Source organism: Acinetobacter sp. IK31 (assembly GCF_035615195.1).
Taxonomy (GTDB): Bacteria; Pseudomonadota; Gammaproteobacteria; order Pseudomonadales; family Moraxellaceae; genus Acinetobacter; species Acinetobacter calcoaceticus_C.
Genome location: NZ_JANBOB010000030.1, coordinates 353524 through 370275, shown reverse-complemented (window position 1 = coordinate 370275; position 16752 = coordinate 353524). Strand labels below are relative to the sequence as shown.

The following is a 16752-nucleotide window of genomic DNA, read 5'->3' as shown; positions in this document are numbered from 1 at the left end:
TTTATGAAGAAGATTTTTTAACAAGTCGATAATAAGCTAAGCACATTAATATTAATCCAGCTGTCGCAAGAAAAATCAATTTTGGTACAACCGTGGCTAACGGAACACCCATCTGATTAAGTTGTACAAACATTTGTACCGCATGTGTAGACGGTAAACACCACGCAAACCATTGTAACCATTCAGGCATTGCTTGATGTGGCCATGCAGCCCCAGTTAACAAGAATAAAGGTACAGAGCTAAACACAATAATATGTCCGGCACGTTCTGGCATATCTAAAAGTGAACCAATCAACATGCCTAATCCAATCACACAACTAATAAAAATAGGAACGGCGACTAGTAAACCTGTGAAGTTTCCACCGTGTGGATAATCATTGAACCACAAGGTAAAGCCAAAAAGATAAAAACATCCTAAGCAGCCAATCGTAAATATACTTGCAAAAATTCCAGCAAAGCGAGCACTTGTAATTTTTTGGTGCTGTTCACGGTAGCTTGCAATTAGCATCGCTAAACCTAACACAATAGTTTGATGGATAATTAAACCTGCAACAGCTGGAAAGATATAGCTTCCATAGCCTGAAAGCGGGTTAAATAGAGGCACTTGATGAATAGAAAGCGCTGGTTGGAAATGCGTACGTTGTCCAAATTTTTCAATATATTCTTTTAAGGTCGCTTCAAGCGATGTTGCTAGACCTAAACCAATTTCTTTAGTTTTTAAAAAATTTGTTGTGCTTAGATATAAGCCAATTCCACCTGTTTCTCCTCGGCGTAAGCTCTGCGTTAAGTTGCTTGGTAAAAGCAAAATACCATCGGCTTTTTGTTCACGAACCATTTGTTCCGCTTGTAAAAAATTGCTTGTAACGGTAACAATATGAACATGCGGGCTATTTGCACTTTGGCCGATTAATTGAGAGGTTAATAGGCTTTGTTCTTCATCAACAATCACAATTGGAATTGATTCTGCACGCTCAGCTTTATAGGCGGTAGGATAAAAAAAGCTATAAAGAATGACCGATAAAATCAGAGTTGTGAAAACCGAGCTATTACTAACAATATCTTTAAATGTTTGCCCATAAGCCTTTAAAAACTCTTTCATGGAGTTGCTCCCCGAATTAATTTTTTAAGCAGCAGAGAGCTTAAAAAGAAGTAAATAAGGCAGTAACCCAGAAGTATTAAAAAAGGAATCATTGAAATGAAAAGTGGACTACCAATCACCCATTGTTCGGTTTGCAGCTTGGCATAAGGTGTATAGGGAATAATGAGTGACCAAAATTTAGTGAAAATCGGTGCATTATTTAAAGGCAAAGTAACGCCTGCAAAACTTAAAGATGAGCCACCATAGACGGCAATAAACCCAAAAGTTTTACTTAAATTTTTGGTCGCGAGAATAACTGTGCTGCTAATCAAAGCATAGGCAAAATAAAGTAAGAACTGTGCAACCAGCAATAAACTTAAGGAACCCGCTACGAACCAGCCACGGATTTCAACTAGCCAAAACATCCATAACCAGGTCCATACACAAAAAATAAGGCTATAGAGCAAATTTTTAGCCAATAAGCCTTGAATAAAATTTTCTCGATTTACCCATTGAGTGAGTGTGCCACGTTTAAGTTCTTGTCCAATTGCAAAAGCAACACAGCAGCATAGCAACAGATGCAATACGGCAGGAACCATAAATGGCTCTAAATAAAACTCATAGCTCATGCTCGGGTTGTAAAGCGTTGATACTTTTACATGCGCCGTAGGTACATCTAAATAGGGAATACTATTTGCAAGATAACTTTGACCAGCATAGTCTGCTAAAGCATTAAGTGTACTCACCAGCATTGCGGAGGAAATCGTATTCCCCACGCTAAAAAAAGACTGGTTAAAAGCAATGCTGATTTGTGCATCCTGCGCTTTCACAAAGCGCTTTTCAGCACCGTCTGGAATGAGAACATAACCCCAGATTTTAGTTTCGTTAAGTAATTGTTCAGCTTCAGTTGAGCTTGCCGTAATCGTTTTAATATCTACCGTATGATTTAACGAAAGATACTTTTCAATATTGCGGCTGAGTTCACTTTGGTCCTGATCAATAATCGCAATCGGTAAATGTTCAGCTTTACCTGCGTAAAACATGCTGCTAAACAAAAAAATGATAAAAGCAGGGATGAGTGTCACCATACACAAATCCCATTTATTGCTTTTTAGATAGTTTAGTTCACGTAATATACTGGCAAACATGCGTTATTTTTCTTCTTTAATTTTAAATAGAACACTCATACCCACTTTTAAATCTTGCACTGGTTTTTCAGGTACAAGATGAAGTTTAAAGCTACGAATATCATAGCCTCCAGTTTGGCGAGTAGTTTTAATGGTGGCAAATTCACCTTCAGCATCAATATTTTTAATTTTAAAATTTACATTCTGATTAAGTGCTGGAATGAATCCTTCAAGGGTTTTATTTTTATAAACAGAGGCATATTGATTTTCACCCACGTTTAAACTCACCCATAAATCATCATCTTCTAAAATGCTGACAACAGGCACACCCATAGCCACTAACTCAGAAGGCTTACCATAAGTTTTTGAAACTGTGCCGGAAATAGGGGAAAGTAAACGTGTCTCTTCCTCTAGCGCTTTTGCTTCACCTACAGCTGCTTTTGCAATTTCAACCTGTGCATCTGCTGTAGATTTTTGCTGACTTGTACTACCACGTTTTGCACGTGCATATTGTTGATAAGAGGCTTCACTTAATTCTTGGGCAGAAGTTTGTGCCGCTAGCATTTCATCTCGTCTTTGACGCGAAATTACACCTTGTTTATATAAATTTTCACCACGTTGATAAGTGGTTTTTGCAAGGTTTGCTTGTGCTTTCGTACTTTGCCAGTTGGCATAAAGAGTATCGATATTTTCCTGTTGAGAACCGCGGTCTACCGTAGATTGAAATGCTAAAGCTGATTGTAAGGTTGCCAAGGCTTGTTGCTTTTTAGCTTCTATTTCTGGGCTAACTAAACGAACAAGGGGCTGACCTTTTGAAATTTTCTGGCCTTCTTGCACATAAATTTCTTCGATACGACTCGGAACTTTTGTACTCACATGAATAGTTTCGGCTTCAACACGACCTTGTAGTTCAATAGGTTTCGGCTGATAACTTTTCCACAAACCAAAAATAATTAACCCTAATAGCGCAATAATGATCAGACCAATAATCAGTTTAAGCTTGGAGTTTTTAGGTGGTTGAGAGTCACCTTTATTTATGTTTGATTCTGGCTCATCACTCGCTTGATCATTTTCTTGAGATTGATTCGTTTCTACCGTATCCGCAGCAAGAGAATCTTGTTCTGAATGAGATGATTCTTGATTCATTGTATGCTCCTATTAACGGATATAGTCGGTATGGGGTTGATTAACGTAAGCTTTGAACTGGTCAATTGAACCGTGACTTTGCAATAGAGTCGCGAGTGACATGACATATTTATAGGCATTTAAAGCCATTTCAGTTTTTAAAGCACTTAATGCATTTTGTGCATCAATCACTTGAGTTGCTGTACCCATTCCTTCACGGAAAGACAATTCTTGAATACGCAAGTTTTCTTGAGCGGCATTTAGATTTCTTTGTAAAAGCTGATGACTTTGCTGAGCAGAGTTGAGCTCGTTATATGACTTATTCAGAAGTGCCTCAATTTCTTGTTTTGTGCGTTCAGTCATAAGTTCAGAAGCATAACGTTTGAGTTCGGCAGCATGGATATTCTTATTTTTATCAACGCCTGAAAATAGGTTGTATTTTGCCATTACACCGACAATCCAGTTTTCATTTTCATCAAGAGCATATTCACCAAAGGCAAAAAGGCTTGGTTTCTTTGCAGCTTGTTGAGCTTGAATGTTTACATTGGCCAGTTGAGTATCCATCTGCATTTTTTGTACAAGGCTGGATTTTTTCGAATAACTGGTTAAAAGTGATTCTAGAGTTTGGCTTGGTGTGTTATTTACAAATAACGGAGTACTTAAATCTATATTATTTTGTTGATGTAAAAGATTATTAAGACTAAATCGACTGGCATTTAAGTTGGCTTGAGTACTTTGTAGAGTACGTTCCGCATTATTACGAGCTACTTCAAACTGCATGCGTTGCCCTTTACTAATAAACCCTTGTTGTTCGAGTTTTAGTGCATTGCTGTAATGTTTTTGCATGGCATTAAAGTTGAATAAACTACTTGCTACCAGTTGCTGCTGTAATTGAACATTAAAATAACTTTGTACCACTTCAAACCGCTGTATATCTTGTTGTTGCTGACTTGAAAGTTCCGAACGCTGCGCTTGAATGTTGGCTATTTTTTTTGCACTGCTGGTTAAACCACCTGTATAGAGTGGCATAACGACCGAAATAGAAGGACGCACGACCTGATCTTCTATAGTCAGATTCGCATAATCGGGAAATCGATTTATACCATCATGGATAGTTTGATTTGCGCCTTCTTGAACTTGCCCCAGCACATCCGATGGAATGACATTGTTCCACTGCGAAAGTTTATCGTTGAATCCCTGACTTAAATCATTCTCAAGCTTTTGTTTAAAAGAGGCGAGGGGTACGTCTGTTTCGCTATGAAAGGCATATGCTCTAACATTTAAATCAACTCGAGGTAATCCGAGTCCTTTCACTGCTTCAGCTTCTAATTGAGATGCTTGCTGTAATGCTTGATTGGCTTGAGTACTATATGAACTTTTCAAAGCTTGCTGCTCTGCTTCAGCATAGCTTAAGCTTTGAGCATATAAATGATTTGTGCAAAAAAATCCTAAAGCCAAAGCAAGATTTTTTGGTTTAAATGAAAAGGGAAAAATAGACTGTCTGTATCGATGTACTGGCATTTTAAATAACAATTTCTGGCATCCCTTATAGTTTAAATTTCTTGTTATTAAATTCAATTATCATCTTGTTTATTATACATTTGTATAAAAACCTTATAATTTTAACCTCCTTTTAATTATTGAATATGACGAAGTCTATATTTGTAATCTCTACCAAAGTATGTGAAATCATAATCACAAGTCAAGCTGATCTTGATTGAATAAAAAATGTTTTAAATCGATAAAATTGCAAGTCAGAGCAAAGAAATATATAAAACAATAATTGAAAAAATAAACCTAAATGTAGCCCAGCATTGAAATATTTACTTGAGAAGCTGCTGCAAGCTTAAGCAATCTGTGGTTAAATGCCATTTTTATTGTGTTTGACTTTATACAAGGGAAAAATCATGCGCGCGTACAATTTCTGTGCTGGTCCTGCTGCATTACCTACTGCCGTTTTAGAAAAAGCTCAACAAGAAATGTTGGATTGGCATGGTAAAGGTCTATCCATCATGGAAATGAGTCATCGTAGTGCTGACTATGTTGCTATGGCTGAAAAAGCTGAAGCAGATTTACGCAAGTTAATGAATATTCCAGAAAACTATAAAGTACTGTTTTTACAAGGCGGAGCGTCATTACAATTTTCTGCGATTCCTTTAAACCTTTTAGGTAAAAACACTAAAGCTGATTATATTGATACGGGCATCTGGTCTGAAAAAGCGTTAAAAGAAGCAAAACGTTATGGTGATATTAATGTTGTAGAAGCTGGTATTAAAATAGATGGCAAGTTCGCAATTTCTGAACAAAGCGAATGGAATTTGTCTGACGACGCAGCCTATGTACATTATGCAGATAATGAAACGATTGGTGGCTTACAGTTCGCAGGAATTCCTGATGTAAAAGCTCCACTCGTTTGTGACTATTCATCAAGTATTTTATCTGCTCCATTAGATGTGACCAAATTTGGTTTGATCTATGCTGGCGCACAAAAAAATATTGGTCCTGCTGGTTTAACAATTGTCATTATTCGTGATGACTTACTTGATCAAGCTAAACCAGAAATTCCAAGCATCTTAAAATATGGTGACCAAGCGAAAAATGGTTCTATGGTGAATACACCATCGACTTACGCTTGGTACTTGTCTGGTCTGGTATTTGAGTGGTTACTAGAGCAGGGTGGGGTAGATGCTATCCATAAAGTTAACCTTGCAAAAGCTCAGTCAATATATGGTTATATCGACTCAAGCGATTTCTACAATAACCCGATTGCAATTCCAAACCGTTCAATTATGAATGTACCGTTTACTTTGGCAGATGAAGCTTTAGAAAAACAATTCTTAAAAGAAGCGGAAGCAAACCATTTATTAAACTTAGCTGGACATCGCTCTGTCGGTGGTATGCGTGCAAGTATTTATAATGCGGTGCCTTTAGAAGGCGTACAGGCTTTAATCAACTTTATGGATGATTTTGCAAAGCGTAATGGTTAAGTAAATCAAATAAATAAAGCCCTCAAATGAGGGCTTTATTTTTGAATAAATTTTATAAACTAAAAAGGAACTAAACCAAATTGGTGCATGAATATAGCTGCTAAAAACATACCCAATACAAAAAAGCAAAACGCACCAGTATCGACCTTTATGCGCAGGCTACTAGATTGAATGAGGCTGGTCGTTTGTTCGGGTATAATCTTCATTCAATAACCTAATTATTAAAATATTAGTGAAATTCAATTAGTTTCACCCTTTTTAGCACAAATAGTCGCCTGAATCCAGATATTACCGCGAATATATTCGCCAATATTAAAGTTTTTATACAAATCATTTTTGGTTGCTATACGCACTAATATGGCAGGAAGATCATCTTCTAAAACCAAAGTAACATCATAAAGGGTATATTCTGCCTCCATAAATGTCATAGAAGTTTTGCCAACGATATTGCCTTGGAACCATGCTTCATCTTCTTGACCAAGATTTTCACCATATAAATAAGCAACCATTTTTGAAAAATCAACGGTTACAGGTTCTTGATCTTCTGGAGTTTTTGGTTGCCATTCATTAATGAGCTCCTGTAAATTTTCAGGAGCAATACCATTATGTTCAGTTAAAATTGCATTTAATGCACGGTGATGTTTAATTGAAGCTGGGTCATCAACAACAATTTTTTCACCGGCTGGAACAGATTCTAATTCATAAGCCCATGCATTAAATTGGACTTGATAGTCTTGGGTTTTGTCATATTGACAATAATTAACGCTAAATAAATTATCAAATGCATAAACAGTTGTATTTTTATTTAGTCTTAAACTTAAAACTGCTTGCGTCGCAGAGTCACAAGTAATGATACGTTCAATTTTCGCATTATATTGATATGGACTTTCAAAACTTGGAAAGGCTGTTTTAAGTGCTCTAGGTTTCTGATTTTCAACCGCAATAATCTGGTTGATTGTAACTTTTTGGTCTTGTGGGCCTTGAATCAACCAAAAAGATTGATCCATGTCTTCTTCATGTTCACATAAGCCCATTGGCATTACAGGCGCATCAAGTGCTAGTCCTAACCATTTTGGTACATCTGTTTCAGGATGGGACGTCAATAGATTCCAATGTTCGCCATGACTACCAAAATTTTGGTCATTTACTTTAATAATTTCTGGACTGTTTTGATTTTTCATAAGCACGATGCTGTTGGGTTCACATTACTTGTTATATTAAATCGAGGGTGTTTGCTATTTTTCAAGTCACCCTATGTAAATTCTCTTGTAAAAGCACATATTTAAACATTTAAAGACAGATATTCCTTCTATTTATAAAATAAAAGGTAGATCGAGCTCGTAAAAACGTAAACAGCAAATTAAAAATAAGTTTAATACTTATTACTATTCACCTTAGAAAAGCATCTGTTAGACTTATATTTTTAGTGGAAATAGAGAATAACTTGCTGCCATTTAAGCTATGGGTAGATGCAGACGCCTTACCAAGAATATTACGTGAAGTGATTTTGCGCGCATCAGATCGTTATCATTTAGAAGTCATCTTTGTTGCTAATCAAAATGTTGGGATTACGCCCTCAGTCCGCATCAAGTCCATACAGGTTTTAAGTGGTGCAGATCAGGCCGATAAAGAAATAGTTGATCGTATGATTGAAAATGACATTGTCATTACGCAAGATATTCCACTAGCAGCTCAAGTCATTGAAAAGGGTGGCGTTGCTATTCACCCCCGAGGTGAGGTCTATACAACTGCGAATGTTAAAGCGCGGTTACATCTCCGTGATTTCATGGATACGCTTCGTGGTGCAGGTGTACAGACTGGTGGGCCGCCGCCTATTTCCGAGCGGGATAAACGTGAATTTTCGAGTGCATTAGATCAAACAATTTTAAAGCAAAAACGTAAAACAGCTAAGTGAGCATCGCATGCCATCGCAAACCAATTTGGCTTTAACCTATGCCTTGTTAGTGTTTATCTGGGCAACAACTCCATTGGCAATCGTTTGGAGCGTGTCCGATCTACATCTTATGTGGGCATTGTTGTTACGCTTTTTTATTGCATTACCTTTGGCCGTAGCCATATTACTGATTTTAAGAACACCTTTTCCAACGCATCGACAAGCTGTTCATAGTTACGTTGCCGGTTCTTTTAGCTTAATTGGTTCTCAAATTTTTACCTATGCTGCTACCCAATATTTAAGTTCAGGCATGATTGCGCTTATGTTCGGTTTAGCACCCATTATGGCTGGGCTGATTGGTCGTTTTGCATTTGGGCAGCAACTTTATAAGTTGCAATGGCTAGGTATGGCGATTGCAGTATGTGGTTTAGCGATTATTTGCTTGAATGGATCAAATCAGCATGTACATCCGTTCGGCATTGTTCTCATGCTAATGAGTGTGTTTGTTTATTCTTTTTCAATTTTTTGGGTAAAGAAAGTGAATGCACAAATTCAGCCTATGGCTCAGGCAACGGGCTCTATTTTAGTTTCTTCAATTTTAGCAAGTTGTCTTATTCCATTTATTTGGCAATATGCACCGACACATTTACCAGAAGCTAAATCTTTATTTGCTTTAATTTATACAGTACTGATGGCTTCATTAGTCGCTATGTTCTGTTATTTCAAACTTATACAGAATATTCAGGCAACGACTTTATCTTTAACAACGGTAATTACCCCAATGTTAGCCATGATGATTGGAGCGGCTTTAAACCACGAACAACTTTCGATTATGGTTTTTGTGGGGGCTTTAATTATCCTGTTTGGACTATTTTTATACTTTTATAAAGACATTCAAGCAAATCGAAATTTTGTCCGACATATTAAGCCTAAATAGGAGAAGATTTGGGTAATTTGTTGAGCTTATTCATTAAATTGTTCTAATTCGTAGCGAAATGCATGATCAAATTGATCTCCCAACTTAAGTAGTAGAAAATAGCGCAGCAATATAATATTAGGATTGTTAAGGAAAGATCAGAACTTACTGATTTTTAAACCTTAATACAGCATCTAACGATATGGTAAATAGTAGATGTGGATGCGATTGACATGAGCATCAGCTATTTTCCATCAATCACCTTGGATTTAGAAGGTATGTTTAAACCAATCTCACTGTATATAGGGTTGAGATATACTCGCGCAAGACGCAGTAATCATTTTATTTCTTTTATTGCATTGGTTTCGATGATCGGTTTGACACTAGGTGTCGCTGTGCTGATTACGGTACTTTCTGTGATGAACGGTTTCGATCGCGAATTAAAAAACCGTGTTTTAGGAATGGTTCCGCAAGCGACAGTTTCATCTACACAAATCCTCACGGATTGGCCTGAACTGGTAAAGCGAGTTGAACATCATCCACATGTAACTGGGGTTGCACCTTTTACCCAATTGCAAGGTATGTTAACCGCGCAAGGGCAAGTCGCTGGTATTATGGTGACGGGTATTGACCCAAAATATGAAAAGAATGTGTCTATTATTCAAAATCATATTGTTGCTGGTAGCTTAGATTCACTTAAAAAAGGTGAGTTTGGTATTGTTCTTGGTAAAGATATGGCCGATTCATTAGGCTTGCGTCTTAATGACAGTGTGACATTGGTTTTACCTGAAGCAACGCCATCTCCAGCGGGTGTAGTGCCTCGTTTCAAGCGCTTTAAAGTGGTTGGTATTTTTAGTGTAGGTGCTGAAGTCGACTCTATGGTGGGATATATCGCTCTCTATGATGCATCAACACTATTACGCTTACCAGATGGTGCTCAAGGTGTCCGTTTAAAACTAGATGATATTTTTGCCGCGCCACAAGTTGCAGATGACTTGGTAAAAAGTTTGCCAAGCAATTTTTATGCAACGAACTGGACCTATACGCATGGCAATCTGTTTAATGCCATTCAAATGGAAAAAACACTAGTTGGTTTGTTACTTGTACTTATCATTGTGGTTGCAGCATTTAATATCGTTTCGTCATTGGTCATGGTCGTGACTGATAAAAAATCTGATATCGCCATTTTACGTACATTAGGTGCGTCACCATCGATGATTACTAAAATATTTATGGTGCAAGGCACCGTGATTGGTGTGATTGGTACAGTTGCGGGTACGGTTTTAGGTGTAATTTTGGCTTTAACCATTAGTGATATCATTTCATGGTTTAACAATGTGTTGGGCCTAAATCTATTTGATGCTTACTTTGTGCATTACCTTCCTTCTTATTTAAGATGGCAAGATGTGACGATTATTGTGATTGTATCTTTACTTCTAAGCTTCTTGGCAACTATCTATCCGGCACTTCGTGCGGCCAAAGTTCAACCTGCCGAGGCACTGCGTTATGAGTAAAATTGTTTTAGAAGCAAAAGATATCTATAAACATTTTGATGATGGTAAATCTAAGGTTGAAGTCATTAAAGGTCTTTCTTTACAAGTTGAAGCAGGGCAGTTTGTTTCGATTGTTGGTGCGAGTGGTTCAGGTAAAAGTACTTTGCTTCATGCACTAGGCGGTCTAGAGCAACCAACGCAAGGACAAGTATTTTTAAATGGTCAGCGTTTTGATAATTTAGGTGAAGCCGAGCGTGGTTTTCAACGTAACAAGTACCTCGGTTTTGTTTATCAATTTCACCATTTGTTACCTGAGTTTACTGCGCTTGAAAATGTGGCAATGCCTCTTATGCTTCGCCCAGATAGCCAATACAAATCGGTAAAAGCACAAGCTGAATATTTACTAGACCGAGTGGGATTATCTCATCGTATGGACCATCAGCCAGGTGAGCTTTCAGGCGGTGAGCGCCAACGTGTTGCTTTAGCTCGTGCTTTGGTCACTCAACCTGCGGTTGTTTTGGCTGATGAACCTACCGGAAACCTAGATCGTAAAACAGCTTTAGGCATTTTTGAATTATTGACCGATCTTAAGAAAGAATTAAATATGGCAATGCTCATTGTGACTCATGATGAACAGTTAGCTCAGGCAGCAGATTCAATTTTGCATATGGAAGACGGTCTTTGGGTGAGCGGTTCTTAAAAAATTGTCATTAAATCACATTGTTAAAGCCCACTCAGTTGGGCTTTAATTTTGCCCCTAAAAAGATAACGATATGACTTTAAATGTTAAAACTTATTTTAGTGGGGTGGGTTGGAGGTATTGCATTTATGGGAATAGATTTTCCTCTAATAACGCAATATGGTTGGGTTGGTAAAGTTCTCCTCTTTATCAGCTTTATTTTTTATGTTTTTAAGCAGCACATCGTTGTAAATCGACCTATATTAAAAGCAGTTTACTATTTAGTTTGTGGGGGAAGTCTCTTTATTATAGGTCATCAATATGCTCAGCACGCCTTAAATGAAAGATTACAACTACGGGAGATGCAACCTGAGTCTTTAGACATTGTTGTGTATATAGACCGAATAAGCGAGGAAAAAGATAATAAGACACAGCAACTCGCTCAAGTTCTAGGGCGATCACCCCATGTGGTGAATTGGTTATTATATTTAAAAAATGAAAATGAGAACGCATTGATAGAAGGACCAAAATTACAATTAGGCCATTACTATCGAATTTCGGGTAAAACCAGACCAGCTCATAGTTACGCAGTATCAGGTGCTTTTGATCAGGAGCAATGGTTCATTCAACGAAATATAATGTCAGGTTTCAGTGTCCAGCATATTGAACCTTTAAGCTCTGATGAAATTTATCGATTGGGTTATCAAAAACATTTACAACAGCAACAAAAGTTTTTTACTAGGCAACAATTAAATATAGAAAAATTGCGCCTAAAATTTAGATTGATGCTAAAAAAATCTCCCTTACAGAACAAAGGACTGCTATTAGCACTTCTAACAGGAGATGAAAGCCTTTTAAATGAGGATATTAAAAATCAATTTAAGCAGTTAGGAATCTCTCATTTGTTGGCCATTTCAGGGCCTCATGTCCTTATCTTTGCAATCATGTTGTCTTGGGGAGTACATCAATTAGTACGACGTTATTATCCGCAGATTTATTTGTGGCAACCCAAGCAAATATTGGCAATGATTCCCTTATGTTTTGGGGTTTTGATTTATACAGCTTTCGTAGGCTTTGAAATTCCAGCCTTAAGAACTTTAATTTCAGTATTTTTATTTGCCTTTTTATTGTTAGTCAAACTGCCTGTTAAACCATTTTCGCTCTTAGTTTACAGCGCAAGTCTACTTTTACTTTTTGATCCATTTAGTGTTTTATCGGCAGGTTTTTGGCTCTCTTATGGTTCTTGCTTTATTTTATTACGCATTTATCAAACCATAGTACAGACTCCAAATCTTGCTTCAGTGAGTCTGCTATCTAGAATAATTCTTTTAAGCAAAACCCTCATTGAATCTCAGGGCAAAATATTTATCGCCCTATGTCCCCTAATGCTGATTTTCTTTCAACAAATTTCATGGGTTGCACCTCTCACAAATATTATTGCAGTTCCTTTGCTAGGAGGAATAATTGTTCCTTTGAATATTTTTGCTGCTTGTGTGTGGCTTATTTTTAATTCAATTGGAAATGCACTCTTTCAGATTAATGATATTTTGCTCAGTATAGTGCTGACATGTTTTAGTCTTTTAGAAAAGTTATCTCTACCGTTGCAAGGTTTTAGCCTGACACCACTTGCTTTAGTGTGTCTTAGCTGTGTCATTATTATCTTATTCTTACCACGTGGTGTTTTACCGAAATCTTGGGGTCTCATATGTTGTTTACCATTAATCATTCCAAATAAGTCATCCCAGCAAATCCAATTAAATATTATAGACGTAGGCCAGGGCCAATCTATTTTTTTACAACATCCAGAGCAGACATGGTTAATTGATACGGGTGGTTCTTATGATGAGAAAGCTTTTAGTATTGGTCAAAATGTAGTGATTCCATATTTACGTCAGAAAGGTATTAAACAATTAGATCATGTGGTGTTATCTCATCTTGACCAAGATCATAGTGGTGCATTTCCTGCCATCAGTCAGGCTTTTCCGATTAAACAAGTTATATCGAATGAGTTGTGGAAAGAGCAGGTTAAAGAACCATTTACTTATTGTCATCAAGGGCAAAAATGGCAATACCCCCAGTTAGATATTGAGATACTTTGGCCTAAAGAAAATGATTTAAATTTAGTTTCTTCAAATCAAAATCAATACTCTTGTGTCGTTTATATTCATTTAAAACAAGTAAAGGGTTATCAAAATTATTTAATTATGGGGGATGCTGGATGGGAAGCAGAATATCAATTGATAAAAGAATATCCTGATTTAAAAGTAGATGTTTTGGTATTAGGTCATCATGGTAGTAAACATAGTTCTGCCTATGACTTTTTAGCAACTTTAAATCCCAAGCTGGTTGTTGCTTCTGCTGGGTTTAATAACCGATATGGTCATCCAAGCAAAGAAGTCTTAGCAAGAATACAAAAACTTAATATCCCGTTTAAAAGCACAGTTGAACAAGGAACATTAAGCTTTGTATCTCGCAATCATCAAATGGTTTTATACACTCGACGTTTCGAGCGTACATGGCTTCACAGGACTTTGTGAGGCTTCGGCTTTAAGTCTATCTACAATTTGAAGTGCTTCATTTGGATCAATATTGTAAATATTATCTAAAGCAGGATTTGCTTTAAAACGTTTATAGCTCCAGTGATAATGCTCTGGGTAACGCTGAATGAGTTGTTCGATAGCCTGATGAATGACATAAGTTCCATCATCCGCACTACCTTGGTAGATTTTCTCATCCATAGGTTCAATGTGCATCGTAAAGCCGTCATTTTCGTTACGAATTGCATAAAGAAATAAGGCTTTTGCTTTAGTTTTTTGGATGAGCTTGGCACTTAAATTACTTGAAGCAAGTGGAACACCAAAATAATTGATCATATCGCCGCCTACGTTGGGCGTATGGTCAGGTAAAATTGCGGTGGTTTGACCTTGTTTTAAAGCTTTAAAAATTTGTCTTACACCACTTTCATCAGTAGGAACCAAGTTGGCTTGTTCACGACTACGGGCATCTCGAACAAAACGGTCCGCATCTTCATTTTTTACAGGCTTGTATAAAATTGTCATTGAAGTGAACTGTGAACACCAGGCATTCATGATTTCCCATGTGCCAAAATGTGGGATGATCATAACAAGCCCTTTTTTTGCTGCAAGCGCTTCGTGATAGTAATGTTCACCTTCAACATGATGAATTCTCTCGATATTCTTACTATTTGATGAACCCCAAATACTTAAAAATTCAAAGTATGAGGTGATTTCATTACGAATAGCTTGTTGCGTAATCTCTATTCGCTGCTGTGGCGTTAAATGTGGAAGGGCGATTTGTAGGTTTAGTTCTATACTTTTTGATGTTTTAGTAATTTTTAAAGTATTGATTAACCCTGCCAACATACGAGCAAGAAAACGTCCAAATTTAATTGGCTGACGGCTAAAAGTTTTAAGTAGGAAATAGTTCATGCTTTTTATATCTAATTTGGTCATCTATCGCGGAAAAAGGAAGCAATAATTAAAAAAAGATAAAATTATTATAAATGAAATCATATTATTTAGACAGTTTTTATCAAATCAACGTATATAATGACATCATTTTAGATTAATTTGGATTGGAATTTTATGTCCGATTGGCCGCCAAAACCACAAAATGAACCTATAACTCCTAAACAGAATGGACAAGAATGGCAAATTCTCGAGAAGGCTGTGCTTGCCTCTGTCGAGGAACAGCGTCGTAGCCGCCGTTGGGGTATCTTTTTCAAAACATTAACTTTTATTTATTTGTTATTCATTATTGTACTCATGGGTAAAGGCTGCTCAACCAGCAAAGAAGGCTCTGCTGTAAGTAGTAGCAGCGCTCATCTGGCAGTGGTAGATATTATTGGAACTATTGATGCTTCAAGCAATCAAGCTGTAAATAGTGAAGATACCAATAAAGCGCTTAAGCGTGCTTTTGAGGCATCAAATAGTAAAGCTGTTGCACTTAATATTAACTCACCTGGCGGTTCTCCTGTTCAGTCTGATGAAATCTGGCAGGAAATTCGTTATTTGAAAAAACAGCATCCTGATAAGAAGGTTTACGCCGTTATTGGTGATATGGGTGCATCGGGTGCATACTATATTGCTTCTGCTGCAGATGAGATTATTGTTAATCCATCGAGTTTAGTGGGCTCAATTGGGGTCATCATGCCTAATTATGGTATTAGTGGTTTGGCTCAGAAGCTTGGTATTGAAGACCGGACGTTAACCTCTGGAGCTAATAAAGACATTTTAAGTATGACAAAACCGATTGATCCTGTTCAAAAGCAACATATTCAGTCTGTTCTTGATAATGTTCATACTCACTTTATCAGTGCAGTTAAAGAAGGGCGTGGAAAGCGTTTGAAATCGAATGATCCAGCTATTTTTTCTGGTTTATTCTGGACTGGTGAACAAGCAATCCAGTTAGGTATTGCTGACCGTTCAGGTAACGTTACGAGCTTGATGCGTGAACTAAATCTTGATAATAAAGTTGACTACACGATTGAGCGTAACCCATTACAATCAATTTTAGGTCGTATGGGTGCACAAATAGGGCAAGGGGTAAGTGAATCTATTGCTCAAGAAGTGCAGACTAGTCAAAGCGCAAAATTACAATAAAATCTGTTTTAGGATAGCGGTATGTCAATGAAACCAGTTATACACTTTGCTCATGCGAATGGCGTACCCTCAAAAGTGTATCAAAAACTGTTTGACCAGTTGAAAGAGGAATATGACATTATTTATGTTCCCCTGATTGGTCCAGATAAACGCTATCCTGTGACTAACCATTGGCCTTCTTTGGTTGATCAGGTGATTGATAGTATTGTGCGGCAGGCGAAAGGACGTAAAGTCATTGGACTTGGACATTCTCTTGGTTCAGTTTTAACGTTGATGGCATCTTTTCAGCGTCCTGAACTGTTTTCTCAAGTGATTATGTTAGACCCACCTCTTATTTTAGGGCGATATTCATTTGCTTTTCATATGGCAAAATTATTTCGTCCTAAATTGGTTGATGCAATGACACCAGCGGGCTTATCTGCACGTCGTCGTGAACATTGGGACTCTAGAGAGCAGGCTGCCGAATTATTGCGTCCTAAAGGTTTCTATAAAGATTTTGATGAAGATTGTTTTCAAGCTTACATTGACTATGCTTTAAAAGAAGACTCAATCCGTGGTGGTGTCACTTTAACTATTTCTCGTGAAGATGAAGTTGCAATTTTCCGTAAAAATCCTTCTTGGTGGTGGCTACCAATGCCAAAACCTAAGATGCCTGTGCATTTGGTCGTGGGGAAAGATAGTACTTTCTTAAAAAGAGGCTTTCCTCAAATGGCAAAGCGAAAAATGAGAATTCCGTTTACTGTCGTTAAAGGAGGGCATATGTTCCCTCTAGAACATCCTATTGATACTGTGAACTCTATAAAGAAATTGATTCATCAACAGCAAAGTTAA

At 37.3% G+C, this 16752-nt stretch carries 14 protein-coding genes and 1 pseudogene; 8 read left to right on the top strand and 7 right to left on the bottom strand.

Going from position 1 to position 16752, the window contains the following annotated elements; all coding sequences use genetic code 11:
• Position 1: 1 nt before the first annotated feature.
• The 4 genes from MSG66_RS15220 to MSG66_RS15205 are packed head-to-tail and all read right to left on the bottom strand — an operon-like array spanning position 2 to position 4851.
• Positions 2–1099 (bottom strand): ABC transporter permease, encoded by a 1098-nt coding sequence (locus MSG66_RS15220; protein WP_324654511.1) that lies wholly within the window; start codon positions 1097–1099, stop codon positions 2–4.
• Positions 1096–2226, bottom strand: coding sequence for an ABC transporter permease (locus tag MSG66_RS15215; protein WP_324654510.1), 1131 nt, complete (start codon positions 2224–2226; stop codon positions 1096–1098). Before MSG66_RS15215 ends, MSG66_RS15220 begins: the two co-directional genes overlap by 4 nt.
• Before the next feature lie 3 nt (positions 2227–2229).
• The gene (locus tag MSG66_RS15210) at positions 2230–3351 is read right to left on the bottom strand and encodes an HlyD family secretion protein (RefSeq protein ID WP_202743058.1); all 1122 of its coding nucleotides are present in this window, start codon (positions 3349–3351) and stop codon (positions 2230–2232) included.
• Positions 3352–3363: 12 nt separating this feature from the next.
• A complete protein-coding gene (locus MSG66_RS15205) occupies positions 3364–4851 on the bottom strand; it encodes a TolC family protein (protein ID WP_324654509.1) in 1488 nt (495 codons plus the stop codon).
• A gap of 386 nt (positions 4852–5237) precedes the next feature.
• Here MSG66_RS15205 and serC point away from each other — a divergent pair, with 386 nt between their 5' ends.
• Positions 5238–6317, top strand: a complete 1080-nt coding sequence (serC, locus tag MSG66_RS15200; protein WP_324654508.1) for a 3-phosphoserine/phosphohydroxythreonine transaminase — start codon at positions 5238–5240, stop codon at positions 6315–6317.
• 239 nt (positions 6318–6556) lie between these two features.
• On the opposite strand, the gene MSG66_RS15195 is transcribed toward serC, so the two are convergent.
• A complete protein-coding gene (locus MSG66_RS15195) occupies positions 6557–7498 on the bottom strand; it encodes a hypothetical protein (RefSeq protein WP_324654507.1) in 942 nt (313 codons plus the stop codon).
• 245 nt (positions 7499–7743) lie between these two features.
• On the opposite strand from MSG66_RS15195, the gene MSG66_RS15190 reads away from it, so the two are divergent.
• Together MSG66_RS15190 and MSG66_RS15185 are read left to right on the top strand one after the other, a co-directional pair.
• Positions 7744–8232 (top strand): YaiI/YqxD family protein, encoded by a 489-nt coding sequence (locus MSG66_RS15190; RefSeq protein ID WP_128814564.1) that lies wholly within the window; start codon positions 7744–7746, stop codon positions 8230–8232.
• Between the two features lie 7 nt (positions 8233–8239).
• Positions 8240–9148: a DMT family transporter gene (locus MSG66_RS15185; protein WP_042898533.1), complete on the top strand. Its 909-nt coding sequence runs from the start codon at positions 8240–8242 to the stop codon at positions 9146–9148.
• A 29-nt stretch (positions 9149–9177) separates the two neighbouring features.
• Here MSG66_RS15185 and MSG66_RS15180 read toward each other — a convergent pair.
• Positions 9178–9258: pseudogene (locus tag MSG66_RS15180) on the bottom strand (PilZ domain-containing protein); the annotation flags it as partial.
• A 147-nt stretch (positions 9259–9405) separates the two neighbouring features.
• On the opposite strand from MSG66_RS15180, the gene MSG66_RS15175 reads away from it, so the two are divergent.
• From MSG66_RS15175 to MSG66_RS15165, 3 genes are all read left to right on the top strand, one after another.
• The gene (locus MSG66_RS15175) at positions 9406–10641 is read left to right on the top strand and encodes a lipoprotein-releasing ABC transporter permease subunit (protein WP_045429455.1); all 1236 of its coding nucleotides are present in this window, start codon (positions 9406–9408) and stop codon (positions 10639–10641) included.
• Positions 10634–11320 (top strand): ABC transporter ATP-binding protein, encoded by a 687-nt coding sequence (locus MSG66_RS15170; protein WP_004643715.1) that lies wholly within the window; start codon positions 10634–10636, stop codon positions 11318–11320. The genes MSG66_RS15175 and MSG66_RS15170 overlap by 8 nt, the downstream gene beginning before the upstream one ends.
• Positions 11321–11403: 83 nt before the next feature.
• On the top strand, positions 11404–13836 hold the full coding sequence (locus tag MSG66_RS15165) for a DNA internalization-related competence protein ComEC/Rec2 (protein ID WP_324654506.1): 2433 nt from the start codon (positions 11404–11406) through the stop codon (positions 13834–13836).
• Here MSG66_RS15165 and MSG66_RS15160 read toward each other — a convergent pair.
• Positions 13789–14772, bottom strand: coding sequence for a lysophospholipid acyltransferase family protein (locus MSG66_RS15160; protein ID WP_128814565.1), 984 nt, complete (start codon positions 14770–14772; stop codon positions 13789–13791). The two genes, MSG66_RS15165 and MSG66_RS15160, sit on opposite strands and share 48 nt — an antisense overlap.
• Before the next feature lie 132 nt (positions 14773–14904).
• Here MSG66_RS15160 and sppA point away from each other — a divergent pair, with 132 nt between their 5' ends.
• The gene (gene sppA / locus MSG66_RS15155) at positions 14905–15921 is read left to right on the top strand and encodes a signal peptide peptidase SppA (RefSeq protein WP_133972200.1); all 1017 of its coding nucleotides are present in this window, start codon (positions 14905–14907) and stop codon (positions 15919–15921) included.
• Between the two features lie 21 nt (positions 15922–15942).
• Entirely contained in the window at positions 15943–16752 is an 810-nt protein-coding gene (locus MSG66_RS15150; RefSeq protein ID WP_324654505.1) for an alpha/beta hydrolase, read from the top strand.